The sequence below is a fragment of the Pseudomonas sp. AC247 genome (assembly GCF_979258015.1).
On sequence record NZ_OZ409829.1, the window covers coordinates 2,631,910 to 2,650,715 of the forward strand.

Consider the following 18,806-nt stretch of genomic DNA (forward strand, 5'->3'; position numbering starts at 1 on the left):
TCAAGGAATACCCGCGCATGAATCAAGTCCCCGCCACCAAAGTCCTGGTTATTGGCTACGTCTGGCCGGAACCACGCTCTTCGGCTGCCAGCGGGCATGTCATGCAGATCCTTGAAACGTTTTTGCAGCAAGGCTGGGAGATCACCTTCAGCAGCCCGGCCGGCCCCGGCGAGCACAAGGCTGATTTGGCCGAACTGGGCATTCGGGAAGTGCCGATCGAGCTCAACAGCAGCTCTTTCGATACCTTCATTGCAGAACTGGCGCCGGATATCGTGCTGTTCGACCAGTTCATGATGGAAGAGCAGTTCGGTTGGCGCGTCGAAAAACATTGCCCCGATGCCTTGCGCGTATTGGAGACGTCCGACCTGCAAAGCCTGCGGCATGCCCGTCATCAGCGGCTCAAGGACCGCTTGAAGGCCAGCGCCGATGAAAATGACTTCAGCGAATTGTTCGCCCCGGCCCTGCGCGAAGAGTTCCAGCTGATGGCCGACACCGATCTGGCTAAACGCGAGATCGCCGCACTCTATCGCTGCGACCTCAACCTGATGATCTCCGAGGTCGAGATTGAGCTGCTGCGTGAGCAGTTCGGCCTGCCGGGCGAGTTGCTGCACTGGTGTCCGCTGATGATCGATCCACCCACGATCACACCGCGCGCATTCGACGAACGTGAACACTTCCTGAGCATCGGCAACTTCCGCCATGCACCGAACTGGGATGCCGTGCTCTGGATGAAATCCACGGTATGGCCACTGATCCGGGCAAAACTACCCAAGGCGCAACTGCACCTTTACGGCGCTTACACCCCACCGAAAGCCACTGCCCTGCACAACCCTGCGCAAGGCTTTCATGTGATGAACTGGGCTGAAGATGCGTTGCAAGTGATGTCGGCTGCAAGGATTTGCCTGGCACCCTTGCGGTTCGGCGCCGGCATCAAGGGCAAACTGGTCGATGCCATGCTCTGCGGCACGCCGAGTGTTACCACGCCGATCGGCGCCGAAGCCATGCACGGCGATCATCCGTGGCCGGGGGCGGTGAACGTGTCGGCGCAGGCGCTGGCCGATGAAGCTGTTCGGTTATACAACGACCCAGTGCACTGGCAACAGACGCAATCGGCAGGATATCAATTGTTGACCGATCGCTATCAGCAATCGGTACACGGGCCGGCACTGATCAACACGTTATTGCACTACCAAAACAACTTACAGGCACTTAGAAGCAATAACTTTACTGGCAGCATGTTGCGTCACCACATGCACAAGAGCACTCAATACATGTCGCAATGGATTGAAGCAAAGAACCAGAAACCGTAAACAACACACAACAATCATCAAACTTGCACTTGGCCAAGTTTATGCCAGGCATTATAACAACCCTGCATTCGCCGCACCGCTCAACTTGACAATGAGTACGGCACAACTCTTTAAACCTTGCAGGGGTATATTAATGACTATCAACACTCCGAATAACCAATCGACCAGAAACTGGATGGCGGCAACACCACAAATAGAACGTTTGACGCTCAGTGAATTGACATTGCCGGGCACCCACAATGCCGGTTGTGACTGGCAGGCCTCTTACGCACTGATACCGGGCAAACACTGGCTGGCGTGCCAGCATCAATCGTTCAGAAGCCAACTGGACAACGGTTCCCGGGCCCTCGATGTGCGCTTGATTCATGATCCCAGTGGCAAAAGCGGCACCGACAGGTTTCGCTTTCACCATAACGAATATCTGTCTTCGCGCACGCTGAAAGACTTGCTCGTTGATGTCTGGGATTTTCTCAGCGTGAACCCCGATGAGTTCATTGTTCTCGACTTTAAAAATTTCAAAAGCTTAAAGGGCGCATTTGATTTCAAACTGTTCAACGCGCTGGTTGTACAGGCGCTGGAACCACGGATGATTCCCGCGGCAAACAAGCGTCTGACATTGGCAGAACTCAAACGCGTCAGTCCGCTGCAAAGGGTACTGGTGTGCGCCCCACGGCACAGCGAACTGGACGCCAAGCTGTTTCATGACGAGGTGGTGAGCAAATGGTCTGGCATAGCCACTACTAACATTGCCGAGCTGCGAGCATTTATTACGACAGTTATAAGCGCACCGCCCAGCAGTTGGTATAACTGGACACTGTCCGCGACGTGTTACAGCGCCACCGGTGGCCCAACTGATATACACGACGAACTGAATGCCATGTTCGACCCGAAAAACAGCGACTGGGCACGCAAGTGCAACATCATTAATGTCGATTTCATTGAGGAATCGAAAATCGTTGATTTCTGTCGCGCAGCCAACTTGCTCAAGGCACGCTGATCCCGATTTGGATAGCCATCAAATCGCTATGTTTGTGCAGACATTTCAAACGCTGGCGATACCGCCATTCAGTTCTACGCTGTGACATGAAAGCCGTTGCTCAACGGCAAACTCGGGAGGTGGCAAGTCGTCACTCCCACTTCATGTAATCACTTCGCACCATGGACGGGTACGAAGATCACGACAAGGACTTGTCATGAACAGCACTATTTCCGGCGAACTCGATAAACAGAACTGGATGAGCAAAGTATTGGACATCGGTCGACTGAAACTGACCGATGTCATTTGGCCCGGCACGCATAACTGCGGCATGGACAAAAAAGCCGCCCACCACGATGCGTTGCGCGGCAACTGGACCACCTGCCAGAACGATTCATTTGCCTGGCAGTTGGCCCACGGCGCCAGAGCCTTCGATATTCGCCTCGGGTATTCCAATACTGCGCAGTCATCATCGTTCTACTTCCATCACAACGGCTATCAATCCGGACGCACGCTTGAGGAGCTTGTCAGCGCTGTTATCAGCTTCCTCGCAAACCATCCGCACGAATTCATCGTGCTCGATTTCCACGAGTTGGCCGATGGCGAAAAACCGTTTGATTACCAGCGCCTCAATGACGTGCTGATCGAACGTTTGGGCGAACATGTCATACCGTCCACGGACGCCCACCTGACCGTCGAGCAACTCAAACGTAAAAGCCCGCGCCGCCGAGTGGTGATGGCTGCGGCCGCCAAGCGCGAACTGGACGAGGATGTGTTCTGGCCGTTCATTTGGCACAAGTGGAGCGGCAAGCGTTTCGCAGACACCGATGACTTGCACTCGCACGTCAAGACAACCCTTGAACGAACTGGCTATCCGCGTGTGCTCTGGTCGCTGTCGGCGACCAGCTATTCGTTACTGGGCGGGCCGCAACACATCAAGAACCAGATCAATGACTGGTTCGACACCACACGAGACTGGGTGACCCGCTGCAGCATCATCAACACCGATTTTTTCGAGGAATCGGATATCGTCCGCCTGTGCTGGAGCGCCACCAGCATGAAGGCAGTTTACGGCGACTCGCTACTGACAAGGGGCTGAGCCATTCGATGTGAGTGGTGGAACCCGGCATGAAAGGGGCATGATTGGCGGGCGATAATAAAAAAAGCGCCTAGCCATGACTCGAACAACCCGCGTGACCGACCCTTCCTACGAGTTGATGGATGACCATAACGGGTTGTCCATCATCTATCGCCAGCATGGCTTTCCCTGCCCGCTGGTGCGCTGGCATTTTCACAAGGAATACGAACTGCACCTGATCGTCGCCAGCTCCGGCAAGGTTTTTATCGGTGACTACATCGGCAACTTCTATCCGGAGACGTTGTTTCTCACCGGCCCGAATCTGCCGCACAACTGGATCAGCCAGGTGGCGGAAGATGAAATCGTGGAAAAACGCGACATGCTGGTCAATTTCACCGATGAGCTGTTCGAGACGGGTCATCAGGTATTTGCCGAACTGAAAAGCCTGGCGCCTTTGCTTGAGCGCGCGCAGTACGGCATCGAATTCCGCTGCAAACGCACCATTCGCCAAGCGATGACCTTGATGCAACGGATCGCTGACTCCAAGGGCATCACCCGGCTTGGGCACTTTTTTATCTTGATGGAACTGCTCGCTGCCAGTGATGATTTCCAGTTGTTGTCCGGCGCCACAACGCCGCAACTGGCTGATGAGCACAACATTGATCGGACCAACCGCGCCGTCGATTACATTTTCAGCCATTACGCTCGGGACATATCGCTGGAGGAAGTCGCCGAGCATCTGGGCATGACGCCGACTTATTTCAGCCGCGTATTCAAACAGGCCACAGGACGCAATTTCATCGAGTTCGTCAATCGCCTGCGCATCAGCAAATCCTGCGAGCTGCTGGCCGATGGCGATAAACCGGTGACCGAGGTGTGTTTCGAATCCGGCTTCAACAATATTTCCAATTTCAATCGGCGCTTTCAGCAGCTCAAGGGTATGACGCCGTCGCATTACCGCCGCCTGGCGGTGCAGCGCCTGACCGAACAAAACCACGGCTGACACCACCATTCCCTTGTAGGAGTGAGCCTGCTCGCGATGGCGCCGTGTCAGCGCCGCGGATGGTGCACTGACACATCGCTATCGCGAGCAGGCTCACTCCTACAGTTCCGTGTGAAACCTGTACACATTCGATAGCCCCGCACCGCTACAAACCCCTTCCCTGCGTTTCCATCGCCAAACCCCAGTGCAAAAAAGTATCGATAAAAGTGCTAGGGATGATTTGTCAGCCCTGCAATTGAAGGCTGTAATCAGTGCACATTCTTCCTGCACAGGAAGACACAAAAACAATAACTGTCCTTCTGCCCCCGCCGGGCGCAGAAAAGGAGTGCACGATGCAACCCACTGCAAAAGCTCTGCTTGCCCTCACCTGCATGACCCTCAGCAGCGTCAGCCTTGGCGCCCAGACCCTGACCATCGCCACCGTCAACAACAGCGACATGATCCGCATGCAAAAGCTCTCGAAAACCTTCGAGACCGAGCATCCGGACATCAAGCTCAATTGGGTGGTACTGGAAGAAAACGTCCTGCGCCAGCGCCTGACCACCGACATTGCCACCCAGGGCGGCCAGTTCGATGTATTGACCATCGGCATGTACGAAGCGGCACTGTGGGGCGCTAAAGGTTGGCTGGAACCGATGAAAGATCTGCCGGCCAGTTACGCCCTCGACGATGTGTTCCCGTCGGTGCGTGAAGGCCTGTCGGTCAAGGGCTCGCTGTACGCCCTGCCGTTCTACGCGGAAAGCTCGATCACTTACTACCGCACCGATCTGTTCAAGGACGCCGGGCTGAGCATGCCGGAACGCCCAACCTGGGAAGAAATTGCCGGGTTCGCCGAAAAACTCACCAACAAGGATAAAGAACAGTACGGCATTTGCTTGCGTGGCAAGGCTGGCTGGGGCGAGAACATGGCGCTGATCAGCACCGTTGCCAACGCCTACGGCGCGCGCTGGTTCGATGAAAAATGGCAGCCGGAATTCAACGGCCCCGAGTGGAAGAACGCGCTGAACTTCTACGTCGACACCATGAAGAAATCCGGCCCACCGGGGGCATCGAGCAACGGCTTCAACGAAAACCTCGCCCTGTTCAACAGCGGCAAGTGCGCGATCTGGGTCGACGCCAGCGTCGCCGGATCGTTCGTCACCGACAAAACCCAGAGCAAAGTCGCTGATCACGTCGGCTTCACGTTCGCTCCGCACCAGGTCACCGACAAAGGTTCGGCCTGGCTGTATTCGTGGGCACTGGCGATTCCGACCAGTTCCAAGGCCAAGGACGCTGCGAAAGAATTCAGCGCCTGGGCCACGTCCAAAGAGTACGGCGAACTGGTCGCCAAGACCGACGGCATCGCCAACGTCCCGCCAGGCACCCGCGCCTCGACCTACAGCGATGCGTACATGAGCGCCGCACCGTTTGCCAAGGTCACGCTGGAATCGCTGAAGGTTGCTGACCCAAGCAAACCGACGCTGAAACCGGTGCCGTACATCGGCATTCAACTGGTGACCATTCCTGAGTTCCAGGCAGTGGGCACCCAAGTCGGCAAGCTGTTCTCGGCGGCGCTGATCGGCCAGACCACGGTGGATCAAGCCTTGGCCGCCGCCCAGCAGACCACCGAACGCGAGATGAAGCGCGCCGGTTATCCCAAGTAACCCGCACCGCTCGCTCCTGCCTTTTGTAGGAGTGAGCCTGCTCGCGATAGCGGTGTATCAGTCACCGACTGTGTTAGATGGAAAACCGCCATCGCGAGCAGGCTCACTCCTACATTAGATCTCCATAGGTCTGTATGACTCGGTTCTGATCGCCATGAATACTTCTACTGCCAAAGCCCACATCGACTTGTCTCAGCCGCAGCGCAAGGTCCGCGTACGCAATCCTGGCTGGTTTCTGGTCAGCCCTTCGGTGGCCCTGTTGCTACTGTGGATGATCGTGCCGCTGGGCATGACCATTTACTTCTCGCTGATCCGCTACAACCTGCTCTACCCCGGTGAAAACGAATTCGTCGGGTTGGAGAACTTCACGTACTTCCTGACGGATTCGGGTTTCATGCCCGGCGCGACCAACACCTTGTTGCTGGTCGGCAGCGTGCTGCTGATCAGCGTGGTACTCGGCGTGCTCATCAGCGCGCTGCTTGAAGCGAGCGAATTCCTCGGTCGCGGCATCGTGCGGGTCATGCTGATTTCGCCGTTCTTCATCATGCCCACGGTCGGTGCGCTGATCTGGAAGAACCTGATCTTCCATCCGGTCTCGGGGATCCTCGCCTACATATGGAAACTGTTCGGCGCGCAACCGGTGGACTGGCTCGCTCACTACCCGTTGCTGTCGATCATCATCATTGTCTCGTGGCAATGGCTGCCCTTCGCGATCCTGATTCTGATGACCGCCATGCAGTCGCTGGACCAGGAACAGAAAGAGGCCGCGCGCCTCGACGGTGCCGGGCCGATCGCGATTTTCTGGCACCTGACCCTGCCGCATCTGGCACGACCGATTGCCGTGGTAGTGATGATCGAAACGATCTTCCTGCTGTCGGTGTTCGCCGAGATTTTCACCACCACCAACGGCGGCCCCGGCTACGCCTCGACCAACCTCGCCTACCTGATCTACAACCAGGCGCTGGTGCAGTTCGATGTCGGCATGGCCTCGGCGGGCGGCTTGATTGCCGTGGTGATCGCCAACATCGCCGCGATCATTCTGGTGCGGATGATCGGCAAAAACCTGACTGACAAAGCCTGAGGCCTGCCATGACTCTCCAACAATCCCGCCGGCTGCAAAGCCTGCTGCTCGGCACCCTGGCCTGGGCCATCGCGATCGTGATTTTCTTCCCGATCTTCTGGATGGTGATGACCAGTTTCAAAACCGAAATCGACGCGTTCGCCACGCCGCCGCAGTTCATCTTCACGCCGACGCTGGAGAACTACCTGCACATCAACGAGCGCAGCGACTATTTCAGTTTCGCCTGGAACTCGGTGGTGATTTCCTTCAGCGCCACCGCGTTGTGCCTGCTGATCGCGGTGCCGGCGGCTTACTCGATGGCGTTCTATGAAACCCAGCGCACCAAAGGCACGCTGCTGTGGATGCTGTCGACCAAGATGCTGCCGCCGGTGGGCGTGCTGATGCCGATCTACCTGCTGGCCAAGAGCTTCGGTCTGCTCGACACACGCATCGCGCTGATCGTGATTTACACGCTGATCAACCTGCCGATCGTGGTCTGGATGATTTACACCTACTTCAAGGACATCCCCAAAGACATCCTCGAAGCCGCCCGCCTCGACGGCGCCACGTTGTGGCAGGAAATGGTTCGCGTGCTGCTGCCGATCGCCAAGGGCGGCCTCGCCTCGACCGTGCTGCTGTCGCTGATTCTGTGCTGGAACGAGGCGTTCTGGTCGCTGAACCTGACCTCCTCGAAAGCCGCGCCACTGACCGCGTTGATCGCCTCGTATTCGAGCCCCGAAGGGTTGTTCTGGGCCAAGTTGTCGGCGGTGTCGACCCTGGCCTGCGCGCCGATCCTGATCTTCGGCTGGATCAGCCAGAAACAACTGGTGCGTGGCCTGTCCTTCGGCGCCGTGAAATGAATATCCCGAACCCAACACACCCCCTGTAGGAGTGAGCCTGCTCGCGATAGCGGAGTGTCATTCAGCAATGATGTCGGCTGAAACGGCCTCATCGCGAGCAGGCTCACTCCTACAGAACAGCCGATCCGGTTCAACTGAATAATAAATTGCGGAGGCCCATCATCATGGCCAACCTGAAAATCAAGAATCTGCAAAAAGGCTTCGAAGGCTTCTCCATCATCAAAGGCATCGACCTGGAAGTGAACGACAAGGAATTCGTGGTCTTCGTCGGCCCGTCCGGCTGCGGCAAGTCCACCCTGCTGCGACTGATCGCCGGCCTTGAAGAAGTCAGCGGCGGCACCATCGAACTCGATGGCCGCGACATCACCGAAGTCAGCCCGGCGAAGCGTGACCTGGCGATGGTGTTCCAGACCTACGCGCTGTACCCGCACATGACCGTGAAAAAGAACATGTCGTTTGCCCTCGACCTGGCCGGCGTACCGAAAGCCGAAGTCGAGAAGAAAGTCGGCGAAGCCGCGCGCATTCTTGAACTCGGCCCAATGCTGGAACGCAAACCGAAACAGCTCTCCGGCGGCCAGCGCCAGCGTGTGGCCATCGGCCGCGCCATCGTGCGCAATCCGAAAATCTTCCTGTTCGACGAGCCGCTGTCCAACCTCGACGCGGCGCTGCGCGTGCAGATGCGTCTGGAACTGCTGCGCCTGCACAAAGACCTGCAAGCGACGATGATTTACGTAACCCACGATCAGGTCGAAGCGATGACCATGGCCGACAAAGTCGTGGTACTCAATGGCGGAAAAATCGAGCAGGTCGGCTCGCCGCTGGATCTGTATCACCAACCGGCCAATCTGTTCGTCGCCGGGTTTCTCGGCACACCGAAAATGGGCTTCCTCAAAGGCAAGATTGCCCGCGTCGATGCCCAGAGCTGCGAAGTCTCACTGGACGCCGGCACGCGCGTCACCCTGCCCTTCAACGCCGCCAGCCTCAGTGTCGGCAGCGCCGTGACCCTTGGCATTCGCCCGGAGCATCTGGAACTGGCGCAAGCCGGCGACTGCACCCTGCAAGTCACCGCTGATGTCAGTGAGCGCCTCGGCAGCGACACCTTTTGCCACGTCATCACCACTGCCGGCGAAGCGCTGACCATGCGCGTGCGCGGTGATCTGGCCAGCCGTTACGGCGAGCAACTGAGCCTGCATCTGGACGCGGCCCACTGCCATTTATTCGATGCCGATGGCGTAGCGCTGACCCGCCCGCTGCGTGCTGCGGCCTGATTTTCGAGAGACTTGCCCAATGAAACTCAATCAACAGAATCTCCACGGCCTGGCGAGCGAAGTAAAGCTGCCGGCTTACCGCCTCGGCGACACTCGTCAGGGCATCGCGCACATCGGCGTCGGCGGTTTTCACCGCGCGCATCAGGCGTATTACACCGATGCGCTGATGAACACCGGCGAAGCGCTGGACTGGGCGATCTGCGGCGTTGGCCTGCGCGCAGAAGATCGCCGCGCCCGCGACGATCTCAAGGAACAGGACTACCTGTTCACCCTGTTCGAACTGGGTGACAGCGACGACACCGAAGTGCGCGTGATCGGCGCGATTCGCGACATGTTGCTGGCCGAAGACGGTGCTCAGGCACTGATCGACAAACTCGCCGACCCGCAGATCCGCATTGTCTCGCTGACCATCACCGAGGGCGGTTACTGCATCGATGACAGCAACGGCGAATTCATGGCGCACCTGCCGCAGATTCAGCAAGACCTCGCCCACCCTGACGCGCCGCAAACCGTGTTCGGTTTCTTGTGTGCAGCCCTGGAAAAACGCCGCGCGGCGGGCATCCCGGCGTTCACCGTGATGTCTTGCGATAACTTGCCGCACAACGGCGCGGTGACCCGCAAGGCGTTGCTGGCATTTGCCACGCTGCGCAATAGCAATCTGTGCAGCTGGATCGACGCCAACGTCAGTTTCCCCAACGCCATGGTCGACCGCATCACGCCAATGACCAGCACCGCACATCGCCTGCAACTGGCCGATAAACACGGGGTCGACGATGCCTGGCCGGTGGTCTGCGAGCCGTTTGTGCAATGGGTACTGGAGGATAAATTCGTCAATGGTCGGCCCGCCTGGGAAAAGGTTGGCGTGCAGTTCACCGACGACGTATCTCCGTACGAAGAGATGAAAATCAAACTGCTCAACGGCAGTCATCTGGCACTGACGTATTTGGGCTTTTTGAAGGGTTATCGGTTTGTTCACGAGACCATGAACGACCCGCTGTTTGTACGTTATATGCGTGCCTACATGGACCTGGACGTGACCCCGCAACTGGCGCCGGTGCCGGGCATTGATTTGACCGAGTACAAGGACACGTTGGTCGCGCGTTTTTCCAATCAGGCGATTGCCGACCAGCTGGAGCGAGTGTGTTCGGATGGCTCGTCGAAGTTTCCCAAGTTCACCATTCCGACGATCAATCGGTTGATTGCCGATGGCCAGGAAACCAAGCGTGCGGCGCTGGTGGTCGCGGCATGGGCGTTGTATTTGAAGGGTGTGGATGAGAACGGTGATACCTATTCGATTCCTGATCCACGGGCGACGTTTTGCCAGGCATTGGTGGCGGATGACGCGCTGATTACCCAGCGGCTATTGGCCGTTGAGGAGATCTTCGGGACCGCGATACCGCGTTCGGCGGAATTTGTCGCGGCGTTTGAATGGTGCTGCAACAGCTTGCGTGAAGAGGGTGTGACGCGGACGCTGGAAAAAATACTGGCAGCCTGATCGTTCCCACGCTCTGCGTGGGAATGCAGCCCGGGACGCTCCGCGTCCCCATTCAACAGCGGACGCAGAGCGTCCATTGAGGCATTCCCACGCAGAGCGTGGGAACGAGCGACTTGTGGAGTCCTCATGACAACCCGACAACTCTTCCTCGGCATCGACTGCGGCACCCAAGGCACCAAAGCGATCATCCTCGACGCCGTCAGCGGCGAAGTCCTCGGCCAGGGCGCCGCCGCGCACACGATGATCAGCGGCGCCAATGGCCGGCGCGAGCAAGACACTCAGCAATGGCTGGAGGCCTTCGCTCTCGCCACCCGCAACGCGTTAGTCGCGGCGAATGTCGATGGCCAATCCATCCTCGGCATCGGCGTGTCCGGGCAGCAACATGGTCTGGTCCTGGTGGATGATCAAGGTGAAGTCCTGCGCCCGGCGAAACTGTGGTGCGACACCGAAACGTCAGCGGAAAACTACCGACTGCTGGTTCATCTCGGCGGCGAAAAAGGTTCGCTGGAGCGCCTCGGCGTGGTCATCGCGCCGGGCTATACCGTGTCCAAACTGTTGTGGACCAAAGAGCAGCATCCCGCCGTTTTCTCGCGCATCGCGCGGATTCTGCTGCCCCACGACTACCTGAATTTCTGGCTGACCGGCCGTGCCTGCAGCGAATACGGTGACGCCTCCGGCACCGGCTACTTCAACGTGCGCAGCCGTCAATGGGACTTGCAATTGCTGCGCGACATCGACGCCAGCGGGCGCCTGCAAGCGGCATTGCCTGAGCTGATCGATGCACATGAAGCCGTGGGCAAAATTCTGCCGGCGATTGCCGAACACCTCGGCATCAACCCTGAAGCGCTGGTCTCCAGCGGCGGCGGCGACAATATGATGGGCGCCATTGGCACCGGCAATATCCAGCCTGGCGCGATTACCATGAGCCTCGGATCTTCAGGCACCGTTTACGCCTACTCCGACGTACCGAAAGTCAGCCCGGATGCTTCGGTTGCGACGTTTTGTTCCTCCAGCGGTGGCTGGTTGCCGCTGATCTGCACCATGAACCTGACCAACGCCACCGGTGCGATTCGCGAGCTGTTCGAGCTCGATCTTGAACAGTTCAACGACCTCGTGGCGCAAGCGCCGATTGGCGCGGACGGTGTCAGTCTATTGCCGTTTTTCAACGGCGAACGGGTTCCCGCCCTGCCCCATGCCACCGGCAGCCTGCATGGCCTGACCCTGAACAATCTGACCCAGGCCAATCTGTGCCGCGCCGCTGTCGAAGGCACCACCTTCGGTTTGCGCTACGGGCTGGATTTACTGCGTCAGAATGGTTTACAAAGCCGCAGCATTTGCCTGATTGGCGGCGGTTCGAAAAGTGCGGTGTGGCGGCAGATCGTCGCCGACATCATGAACACCCCGGTCATCTGCACCGAGCAAAGTGAGGCCGCAGCCTTAGGCGCGGCGATTCAGGCCGCGTGGTGCAAATCCTGGTCGAACGGTCACGAAGATACCTTGGCGGATCTGTGCCAGCGTTGCGTAACACTCGACCTGAGCAGTGAAACCCTGCCGATTGCCGCCAATGTCGCGGCGTTCCAGCAGGCTTATGAACGCTATCAACAGCATGTCGCAACCCTATAAAGAGCAAACAACTATGTACCTGGTGTGTGGCGAAGCCCTGTTTGATTTCTTCAGTGAAGACGATGCCAGCGGTCTGGCCTCGAAAGTGAATTTCAAGGCGATTGCCGGCGGTTCGCCGTTCAACGTCGCCGTTGGCCTGCGCCGGCTGGGCGTGGACTCAGCGCTGTTCGGTGGACTGTCGACGGACTACCTCGGCCGCCGTTTGCAGCAGGTGCTGCAGGAGGAAGGCGTACGGCCTGACTACCTGGTGGATTTCGCCGCGCCGACCACGCTGGCGATGGTCGCGGTGGGTGCCAACGGCTCGCCGCATTACAGTTTCCGTGGCGAAGGTTGCGCCGATCGGCAGTTGAGCATGGCGCATTTGCCCACCCTCGGCCCCGAAGTGCGTGGCTTGCATGTCGGTTCGTTTTCACTGGTGGTGCAACCGATCGGCGACACGTTGTTGGCCCTGGTTCAACGCGAAAGCGGCAAACGCCTGATCAGCCTCGACCCGAACGTGCGCCTCAACCCGCAACCGAATATCGACCTGTGGCGCGAACGCATTGCCACGCTGGTGCAGCTGGCAGACCTGATCAAAGTCAGTGACGAAGACTTGAGCCTGCTCTACCCCGAAGCCGACCCGCAGCGCGTGATCGAGGGTTGGCTGGAGCATCGCTGCCAGATCGTTTTCCTGACCCGTGGCGCTGAAGGCGCAACGGTGTTCAGCCGCACCCACGGCTCCTGGTCGGTACCGGCCTGCCCAGTGACGATTGCCGATACCGTCGGCGCCGGCGATACCTTCCAGGCCGCGCTGATCACCTGGCTGACCGAGCAGGGTCTGGATTCGGTGCAAGGCGTGCAGCAACTGGCTCGCGAACAGATCGACACAATGCTCAAGTTCGCCGTGCAAGCCGCTGCGCTGACCTGCAGCAAGACCGGTCCGGATTTGCCCTATCGTCACCAATTGTCCTGAGCGCGTAGACTGTCGGCCTTTTTGCGCACGACGGGATAACGGCTTTTGAACTGCAGGCAGACGCTTGGACTTTTGACACTGGCAACGCTATTGACCGGTTGCGGTACTTCGCCGCCGCGCTCGCCGGAAAACCTCTGCGACATTTTCCGGGAAAAAAGCGATTGGTACGACGCCGCACAGGTCACGCAAAAACGCTGGGGGGTACCGATTCAGGTGCCCTTCGCGATCATGTATCAAGAGTCCGGCTATCGCTACGACGCCAAAACCCCGCGTAAATACTTGCTCTGGGTGATTCCATGGGGCCGGGTGACCACGGCTTCGGGTTACGCTCAGGCCAAGGACGAAGTCTGGTCCGACTACCAGAAAAGCACCGGCCGACACGGTGCCGACCGTGAAGACTTCGATGACGCCATCGACTTTGTCGGCTGGTACATGGACAAGACCACCACCATCAATGGCGTCTACAAATACGACGCGTACAACCAGTACCTCAACTACCACGAGGGTTGGGGCGGTTATCGCAACAAGACTTATGCGAGCAAAGCCTGGCTGATGCCAACGGCGCGCAAAGTGCAGAATCGCTCGGACCTGTACGCCCAGCAATATGCCGGCTGCAAGGACGACCTGAACCGAGGGTTCTGGAGCCGCTTCTGGCATTGGCTGTAACGGTGACTTCAAGGGCCTCATCGCGAACAGGCTCACTCCTGCAATGGATCAATGTCGAACACGATATCCGCGTCCACTGAAGATCCCCTGTAGGAGTGAGCCTGCTCGCGATAGCGCCCGATCAAGCACTACACATCCAAGACCTACAACACCGAAAAGCTATAACTCACAATCAACCGTGTCTCATCGACATCGCGGGCGAACTTCTCGTAGTTGGTCCGATACGTCGCATTGCGCAGACGCAAACTGACGTCCTTGAACGTGCCGGCTTGAATCACGTACTTCAACTCGCTGTCACGTTCCCACTCTTTGCCTTCCTGATCGCTGCCCAACACCTTGATGTGGTCACCGTTGACGTAACGGGTCAGGAAGCTCAGGCCATTGATGCCGATGGCCTTGAAGTCATAGTCGTAACGCAGCTGCCAGGAACGTTCCTGCGCCGCGGCGAAGTCGTTGACCTGCACATAGTTGACCAGATACGGATTGCTGCCATCGAGGTACGGCATCGAGTTGTCGCCGTTCATGCGCTGCCAACCGGCGCTGAGGGTATGCCCGCTGTGCGCGTAGGACAGCATGCCGCTCAATGCACGGTTATCGATGGACCCCGCCTTGGCATCGCCGCTATCGGCACTCTTCAGCACACGCAGATCCGCTTTCAGCACACCACCAGCCAGCGCTTGATTGCCCAACAGGCCAACGAAGTGCTGACGATAAATATCTTCCAGTTCGGCGTAGTGATATTGCGCGGTCAGGCGATCGTTGATCTTGTAATCGAAACCGTACATGTCGAAATGATCGGCGGTGGTGTTGCACGCGTAGCGCTTGTTCTTGCAATGCACGCGGATGTCTTGCGAATCGGTGGAGTCACGCGCGGTGTACTTGTCCAGGCGCGCGGCCATGAAGGTCAGGTCTTTCAGCTCTTTCGAGGTGAGCATGGCGCCGTTGAACATCGTCGGCAGCAAACGACCGTCGTTGTACTTCAGCAACGGCAGGTCCGGCAGCAGCGCGCCGTATTTCAATACGGTGTCCGAGACCTTGACCTTGGCGGTCAACCCCATTTTTGCGTACTGGCCTTTCGAGCCGCGCGGATCGCTGCCGCTGGAGGGCAGCAAACCGCTGTTGCTGCGGTCCGGGCTGGAATCGAGTTGAAAACCGAGCATGCCCAATGCATCGAGACCAAAACCGACCGTGCCTTCGGTGTAGCCCGATTGCAGGTTGAGAATAAAACCCTGAGCCGACTCTTCACGCTTGGACGCGCCTTGGTCGTTCGAGGTGTGACCATCACGGAAATCGCGGTTGAAATACACCGTGCGCGATTCGATTTTCGCCGTGGTGTCTTCGAGAAAACCGCTGGCCTGAACCTGCGCGGCAAAACCGGCGCACAGCACAACAGCTCCGAAGCCAAACGACTGGCGCGGGGTGATGAGGGGGAATGGGGGACGCATGAAAAACTCCAACATTGCAGCGTTTGCGCAAAGGCGCAATAAGCCAGAAAAATAGCTCCCGTCCCGGGTCGAGGATGAGCCGGGAAGAAGTGAACACGCAGGGGTGAGCGGCAATGATGGCAGATGGCTTTGACGGGCCACAGGCGACTTTAGTCTGAAACTGACTGACGATTCTTTAGCGGGTGGCCGAATAATTCCACGTCGCCATCACTCACAACGACCTTGAATCGCCCGATTTCATTGGGTGAAAACCCTCACCTAAGGGTTTTCCCTATGACCTTGAGGGACCACGCATACGGCATTTGCGCCTTGAACGAGGCGGTTTAATCCTCCATCATCCGTCCCCTGCTTATTCAATGGACGGAATTCAAGGCATGCTGGACGCCAACGCAACCCACATCACCCTCACGCTTGAAGGCGCCAACGCCGACCTGCAAGTCCTCAGCTTCACCGGTCGCGAAGCCCTCAACGAACCGTTCCGTTTCGACCTCGAACTGGTCAGCGCGCGCCCCGACCTGAAACTCGAAGAACTGCTGCACAAACCCGGTTTCCTGACCTTCGGCGCCACCGGCGAAGGCAAGATCCACGGTTTGGTGTATCGCATCGAGCAAGGCGATTCCGGCAAGACCCTGACCCGTTACAGCATCAGCCTCGTGCCGCAACTGGCCTATCTGCAGCACAACCATGATCAGCAGATTTTCCAGCAGCTCACCGTGCCGAAGATCATTGCCCAGGTTCTGGAAGATCGCGGCATTCTGGCCGACGCCTACAACTTCCAGCTCAGTGCCGAATACCCGGAACGCGAATACTGCGTGCAATACGACGAATCCGACCTGCACTTCATCCAGCGCCTGTGTGAAGAGGAAGGTATCCACTTCCACTTCCAGCACAGCAGCAGCGGCCACAAACTGGTGTTCGGCGACGACCAGACGGTGTTCCGCAAACTCAAAGCCGTGAGTTACCAGCAAGACTCCGGAATGAGCGCCGACAAACCGGTGGTCAAGCGCTTCAACCTGCGCCTGGAAACCCGCACCAGCCGCGTCAGCCGCCGCGACTACGATTTCGAAAAACCGAAGCTGCTGCCCGAAGGCGCGGCCAAATCCGAGTTCTCCCCGGACCTGGAGGACTACGACTACCCCGGCCGCTTCACCACCCGCGAGCGCGGCAAGTTCCTCTCGACCCGTGCGCTGGAACGCCATCGCAGCGACTACAAACTCGCCGAAGGCAAAGGTGACGAACCGACGTTCACCAGCGGCCATTTCCTCACGCTGGCCGAACATCCGCGCGCTGAATGGAATGAGCTGTGGTTGCTGCTGGAAGTCTTCCACGAAGGCAAGCAGCCGCAAGTGCTCGGCGAAAACGTCACCAGCGACGTCACCGACAACAAAAGCGATTTCCACCAGGGCTACCGCAACAGCTTCCTCGCCACGCCGTGGGACGCGCACTACCGCCCGGCCCTTGAGCATCCAAAGCCAAAAGTGCTCGGTAGCCAGACCGCCGTCGTCACTGGCCCGTCCGGCGAAGAAATCCACTGCGATCAATACGGCCGCATCAAAGTGCAATTCCACTGGGACCGCGACGGCCAGGCCGACGACAAGACCACCTGCTGGATGCGCGTCGCCAGCGGTTGGGCCGGCAGTGCCTACGGCGGCATCGCCATCCCGCGCATCGGCATGGAAGTCCTCGTTACCTTCCTTGAAGGCGATCCCGATCAACCGCTGGTCACCGGCTGCCTGTACCACAAGGAAAACGTCGTCCCCTACGACCTGCCGGCGAACAAGACCCGCAGCACCTTCAAGACCCTCAGCTCCCCGGGCGGCAAGGGCTACAACGAGTTTCGCATCGAAGACAAGAAAGGCATCGAGCAGATCTACATCCACGCCCAGCGCGATTGGGACGAGAACATCGAGCACGACCAGAAGATCCGCGTCGGCAACGAACGCCATGACACCGTCGAAGCCAACACCCTGAGCGAATTCAAGGTTGAAGAACACCGGATTACGCACTTGGATCGCATCAGTGAAATGCGCGCTGACGACCACCTCACCGTGGGCGTGACCCAGCATGTGAAAGTCGGGACTGCGCAATTCGTTGAAGCCGGGACCGAGATTCACTACCACGCGGGTGACAAGGTTGTGGTCGAGGGCGGCATGGAGCTTACGGCCAAGGCTGGCGGCAGTTTTGTCAAAGTCGATGCCGGTGGCGTGACCATCAGCGGCGCCGAGGTCAAGGTCAACTCGGGCGGCGGCCCGGGCGCCGGCACAGGCATTGCCATCCTGCCACCGGTCATCCCCTTGGCCGCGGCAACAGACAAGGCCGGTGCCCTGCTCGTCCCCGCCGTCGCGCAAATCCTGCCGGCCAAAGCGCGCTAACCGATCTGCAAAGCCCGTCGCAAAAGCGGGCTGGGGACCACAGCTTGGGCCACGCCCTCAACCGTTGGCAGAGCAAATGGTTTACCCGTCAGAGGGGAGTCGTGGCTGACTCCCCAGGCCTTTTGCATACCGCAAGACAAGCGTTCACCCATCAGTGGTAAACGCCTCCCGAGGAAATAAAAAATGCGCACATTCGCGCGCTCATCCAGGATGAAATCATTACTGTGTCTGACGTTCCCTTTGATCGGTGCCTGCAGCTCGGCTGACAGCATGACCGGCGACTACGGGGCCGACACGTTCACCTTGATTGCGAATTCACCTGCCAACTTCGAACTGACGTTCAAATCGCAGTATTCGCCGGAGTCCGGCCAGAACTGCGACGTTTATGTGCCAGGCCTGGGCAGCACACAACCAAGACGGCATCAAAAAACCGATAGCGTTGATGTAAAAGACAGGGCGCAAACGACCCGTTTCAAAATCCCTTTGAGCTATCACATCGCTGGATGCACCCTGGCGTTAACGCGGGTAGCCGTGGCCATCGACGGCCGCTATGGCCCATCTTCCCTGGATATCGGTGGGGATGTCGGCGGAATATCTGTCAGAGGGGGCACAGCGTCGGGTGGTGTGACCCCTTCTGCGCCTGGAACCGCTGAGTTCAGAGGCCTGTGCACCTGGATGTTCCAGCTCAGCGTTGCAAGAATCGAAGATGACGGCATTTCAAAAATATTATCGTGCAGTGCGGCGGATTCAAATTGGAACGTGCCCGCCGACTATTACGAACGCGGTAAACCGGGCGGAGCCGTTCAACGCTCAACGCTTAAAAACAGCGAAATCAGTTTTACTTACCGCCTATCAGAAGATGAAGTACCGAGCATGGACAATCGGTGGATTAAAACCACCCAGGGATGGAAACCGTGTCAAGGCAGCGCAACCTCCGAAAGATGCCAGAAACCGCCAGTGTTCAAAAAATTCAAAATCAACGGCCGCGAGTGCTCCGTTTATCCAAACTGCACCGAGTAACGCCTGTCTGGCGAAACACAACCGCATAAGCTTCT

15 protein-coding genes are annotated in these 18,806 nt (G+C 58.2%); 14 read left to right on the plus strand and 1 reads right to left on the minus strand.

The features are described 5' to 3' along the window. The first annotated feature begins 17 nt into the window (after positions 1-17). The 12 genes from ACZZ0B_RS12055 to ACZZ0B_RS12110 all read left to right on the plus strand — a co-directional run bounded on the left by ACZZ0B_RS12055 (position 18) and on the right by ACZZ0B_RS12110 (position 13,934). Complete coding sequence (locus tag ACZZ0B_RS12055) at positions 18-1,310, plus strand: glycosyltransferase (RefSeq protein WP_463545296.1); 1,293 nt, start codon at positions 18-20, stop codon at positions 1,308-1,310. Between the two features lie 133 nt (positions 1,311-1,443). Next, positions 1,444-2,307 carry a phospholipase gene (locus ACZZ0B_RS12060; RefSeq protein WP_463545297.1) on the plus strand — a complete coding sequence of 288 codons (864 nt, stop codon included), beginning with the start codon at positions 1,444-1,446 and terminating at the stop codon, positions 2,305-2,307. A gap of 196 nt (positions 2,308-2,503) precedes the next feature. Further along, entirely contained in the window at positions 2,504-3,385 is an 882-nt protein-coding gene (locus ACZZ0B_RS12065) for a PI-PLC domain-containing protein (protein WP_440095301.1), read from the plus strand. A 76-nt stretch (positions 3,386-3,461) separates the two neighbouring features. Then, positions 3,462-4,367 (plus strand): AraC family transcriptional regulator, encoded by a 906-nt coding sequence (locus ACZZ0B_RS12070; RefSeq protein ID WP_008079509.1) that lies wholly within the window; start codon positions 3,462-3,464, stop codon positions 4,365-4,367. Positions 4,368-4,699: 332 nt separating this feature from the next. Next, positions 4,700-6,010: an ABC transporter substrate-binding protein gene (locus tag ACZZ0B_RS12075; RefSeq protein ID WP_008079510.1), complete on the plus strand. Its 1,311-nt coding sequence runs from the start codon at positions 4,700-4,702 to the stop codon at positions 6,008-6,010. A gap of 154 nt (positions 6,011-6,164) precedes the next feature. Then, positions 6,165-7,091, plus strand: a complete 927-nt coding sequence (locus ACZZ0B_RS12080) for a carbohydrate ABC transporter permease (protein WP_053119886.1) — start codon at positions 6,165-6,167, stop codon at positions 7,089-7,091. An 8-nt stretch (positions 7,092-7,099) separates the two neighbouring features. Further along, positions 7,100-7,930, plus strand: a complete 831-nt coding sequence (locus ACZZ0B_RS12085) for a carbohydrate ABC transporter permease (protein WP_003225143.1) — start codon at positions 7,100-7,102, stop codon at positions 7,928-7,930. 164 nt (positions 7,931-8,094) lie between these two features. Continuing rightward, a complete protein-coding gene (locus ACZZ0B_RS12090; protein ID WP_463545298.1) occupies positions 8,095-9,198 on the plus strand; it encodes an ABC transporter ATP-binding protein in 1,104 nt (367 codons plus the stop codon). A 19-nt stretch (positions 9,199-9,217) separates the two neighbouring features. Next, positions 9,218-10,693 carry a mannitol dehydrogenase family protein gene (locus ACZZ0B_RS12095; protein ID WP_463545299.1) on the plus strand — a complete coding sequence of 492 codons (1,476 nt, stop codon included), beginning with the start codon at positions 9,218-9,220 and terminating at the stop codon, positions 10,691-10,693. Positions 10,694-10,819: 126 nt separating this feature from the next. Continuing rightward, the gene (xylB, locus tag ACZZ0B_RS12100) at positions 10,820-12,316 is read left to right on the plus strand and encodes a xylulokinase (RefSeq protein WP_463545300.1); all 1,497 of its coding nucleotides are present in this window, start codon (positions 10,820-10,822) and stop codon (positions 12,314-12,316) included. Between the two features lie 13 nt (positions 12,317-12,329). After that, entirely contained in the window at positions 12,330-13,268 is a 939-nt protein-coding gene (locus tag ACZZ0B_RS12105) for a carbohydrate kinase family protein (protein WP_463545301.1), read from the plus strand. 45 nt (positions 13,269-13,313) lie between these two features. After that, positions 13,314-13,934, plus strand: coding sequence for a transglycosylase SLT domain-containing protein (locus ACZZ0B_RS12110; RefSeq protein WP_008079528.1), 621 nt, complete (start codon positions 13,314-13,316; stop codon positions 13,932-13,934). 143 nt (positions 13,935-14,077) lie between these two features. Here the strand turns inward: ACZZ0B_RS12110 and ACZZ0B_RS12115 are convergent, their stop codons facing one another. Beyond that, positions 14,078-15,379: an OprD family porin gene (locus ACZZ0B_RS12115; protein WP_463545302.1), complete on the minus strand. Its 1,302-nt coding sequence runs from the start codon at positions 15,377-15,379 to the stop codon at positions 14,078-14,080. 374 nt (positions 15,380-15,753) lie between these two features. Here ACZZ0B_RS12115 and ACZZ0B_RS12120 point away from each other — a divergent pair, with 374 nt between their 5' ends. Further along, the gene (locus ACZZ0B_RS12120; RefSeq protein WP_463545303.1) at positions 15,754-17,751 is read left to right on the plus strand and encodes a type VI secretion system Vgr family protein; all 1,998 of its coding nucleotides are present in this window, start codon (positions 15,754-15,756) and stop codon (positions 17,749-17,751) included. A 183-nt stretch (positions 17,752-17,934) separates the two neighbouring features. Then, a complete protein-coding gene (locus tag ACZZ0B_RS12125; RefSeq protein ID WP_463545304.1) occupies positions 17,935-18,771 on the plus strand; it encodes a hypothetical protein in 837 nt (278 codons plus the stop codon). Positions 18,772-18,806: the final 35 nt, after the last annotated feature.

Bases quoted from the DNA above. Each gene is read 5' to 3' on its own strand.
- ACZZ0B_RS12055 (WP_463545296.1), top strand. From the start codon at position 18: ATGAATCAAGTCCCCGCCACCAAAGTCCTGGTTATTGGCTACGTCTGG.
- ACZZ0B_RS12060 (WP_463545297.1), top strand. From the start codon at position 1,444: ATGACTATCAACACTCCGAATAACCAATCGACCAGAAACTGGATGGCG.
- ACZZ0B_RS12065 (WP_440095301.1), top strand. From the start codon at position 2,504: ATGAACAGCACTATTTCCGGCGAACTCGATAAACAGAACTGGATGAGC.
- ACZZ0B_RS12070 (WP_008079509.1), top strand. From the start codon at position 3,462: ATGACTCGAACAACCCGCGTGACCGACCCTTCCTACGAGTTGATGGAT.
- ACZZ0B_RS12075 (WP_008079510.1), top strand. From the start codon at position 4,700: ATGCAACCCACTGCAAAAGCTCTGCTTGCCCTCACCTGCATGACCCTC.
- ACZZ0B_RS12080 (WP_053119886.1), top strand. From the start codon at position 6,165: ATGAATACTTCTACTGCCAAAGCCCACATCGACTTGTCTCAGCCGCAG.
- ACZZ0B_RS12085 (WP_003225143.1), top strand. From the start codon at position 7,100: ATGACTCTCCAACAATCCCGCCGGCTGCAAAGCCTGCTGCTCGGCACC.
- ACZZ0B_RS12090 (WP_463545298.1), top strand. From the start codon at position 8,095: ATGGCCAACCTGAAAATCAAGAATCTGCAAAAAGGCTTCGAAGGCTTC.
- ACZZ0B_RS12095 (WP_463545299.1), top strand. From the start codon at position 9,218: ATGAAACTCAATCAACAGAATCTCCACGGCCTGGCGAGCGAAGTAAAG.
- xylB (WP_463545300.1), top strand. From the start codon at position 10,820: ATGACAACCCGACAACTCTTCCTCGGCATCGACTGCGGCACCCAAGGC.
- ACZZ0B_RS12105 (WP_463545301.1), top strand. From the start codon at position 12,330: ATGTACCTGGTGTGTGGCGAAGCCCTGTTTGATTTCTTCAGTGAAGAC.
- ACZZ0B_RS12115 (WP_463545302.1), bottom strand. From the start codon at position 15,379: ATGCGTCCCCCATTCCCCCTCATCACCCCGCGCCAGTCGTTTGGCTTC.
- ACZZ0B_RS12120 (WP_463545303.1), top strand. From the start codon at position 15,754: ATGCTGGACGCCAACGCAACCCACATCACCCTCACGCTTGAAGGCGCC.
- ACZZ0B_RS12125 (WP_463545304.1), top strand. From the start codon at position 17,935: ATGCGCACATTCGCGCGCTCATCCAGGATGAAATCATTACTGTGTCTG.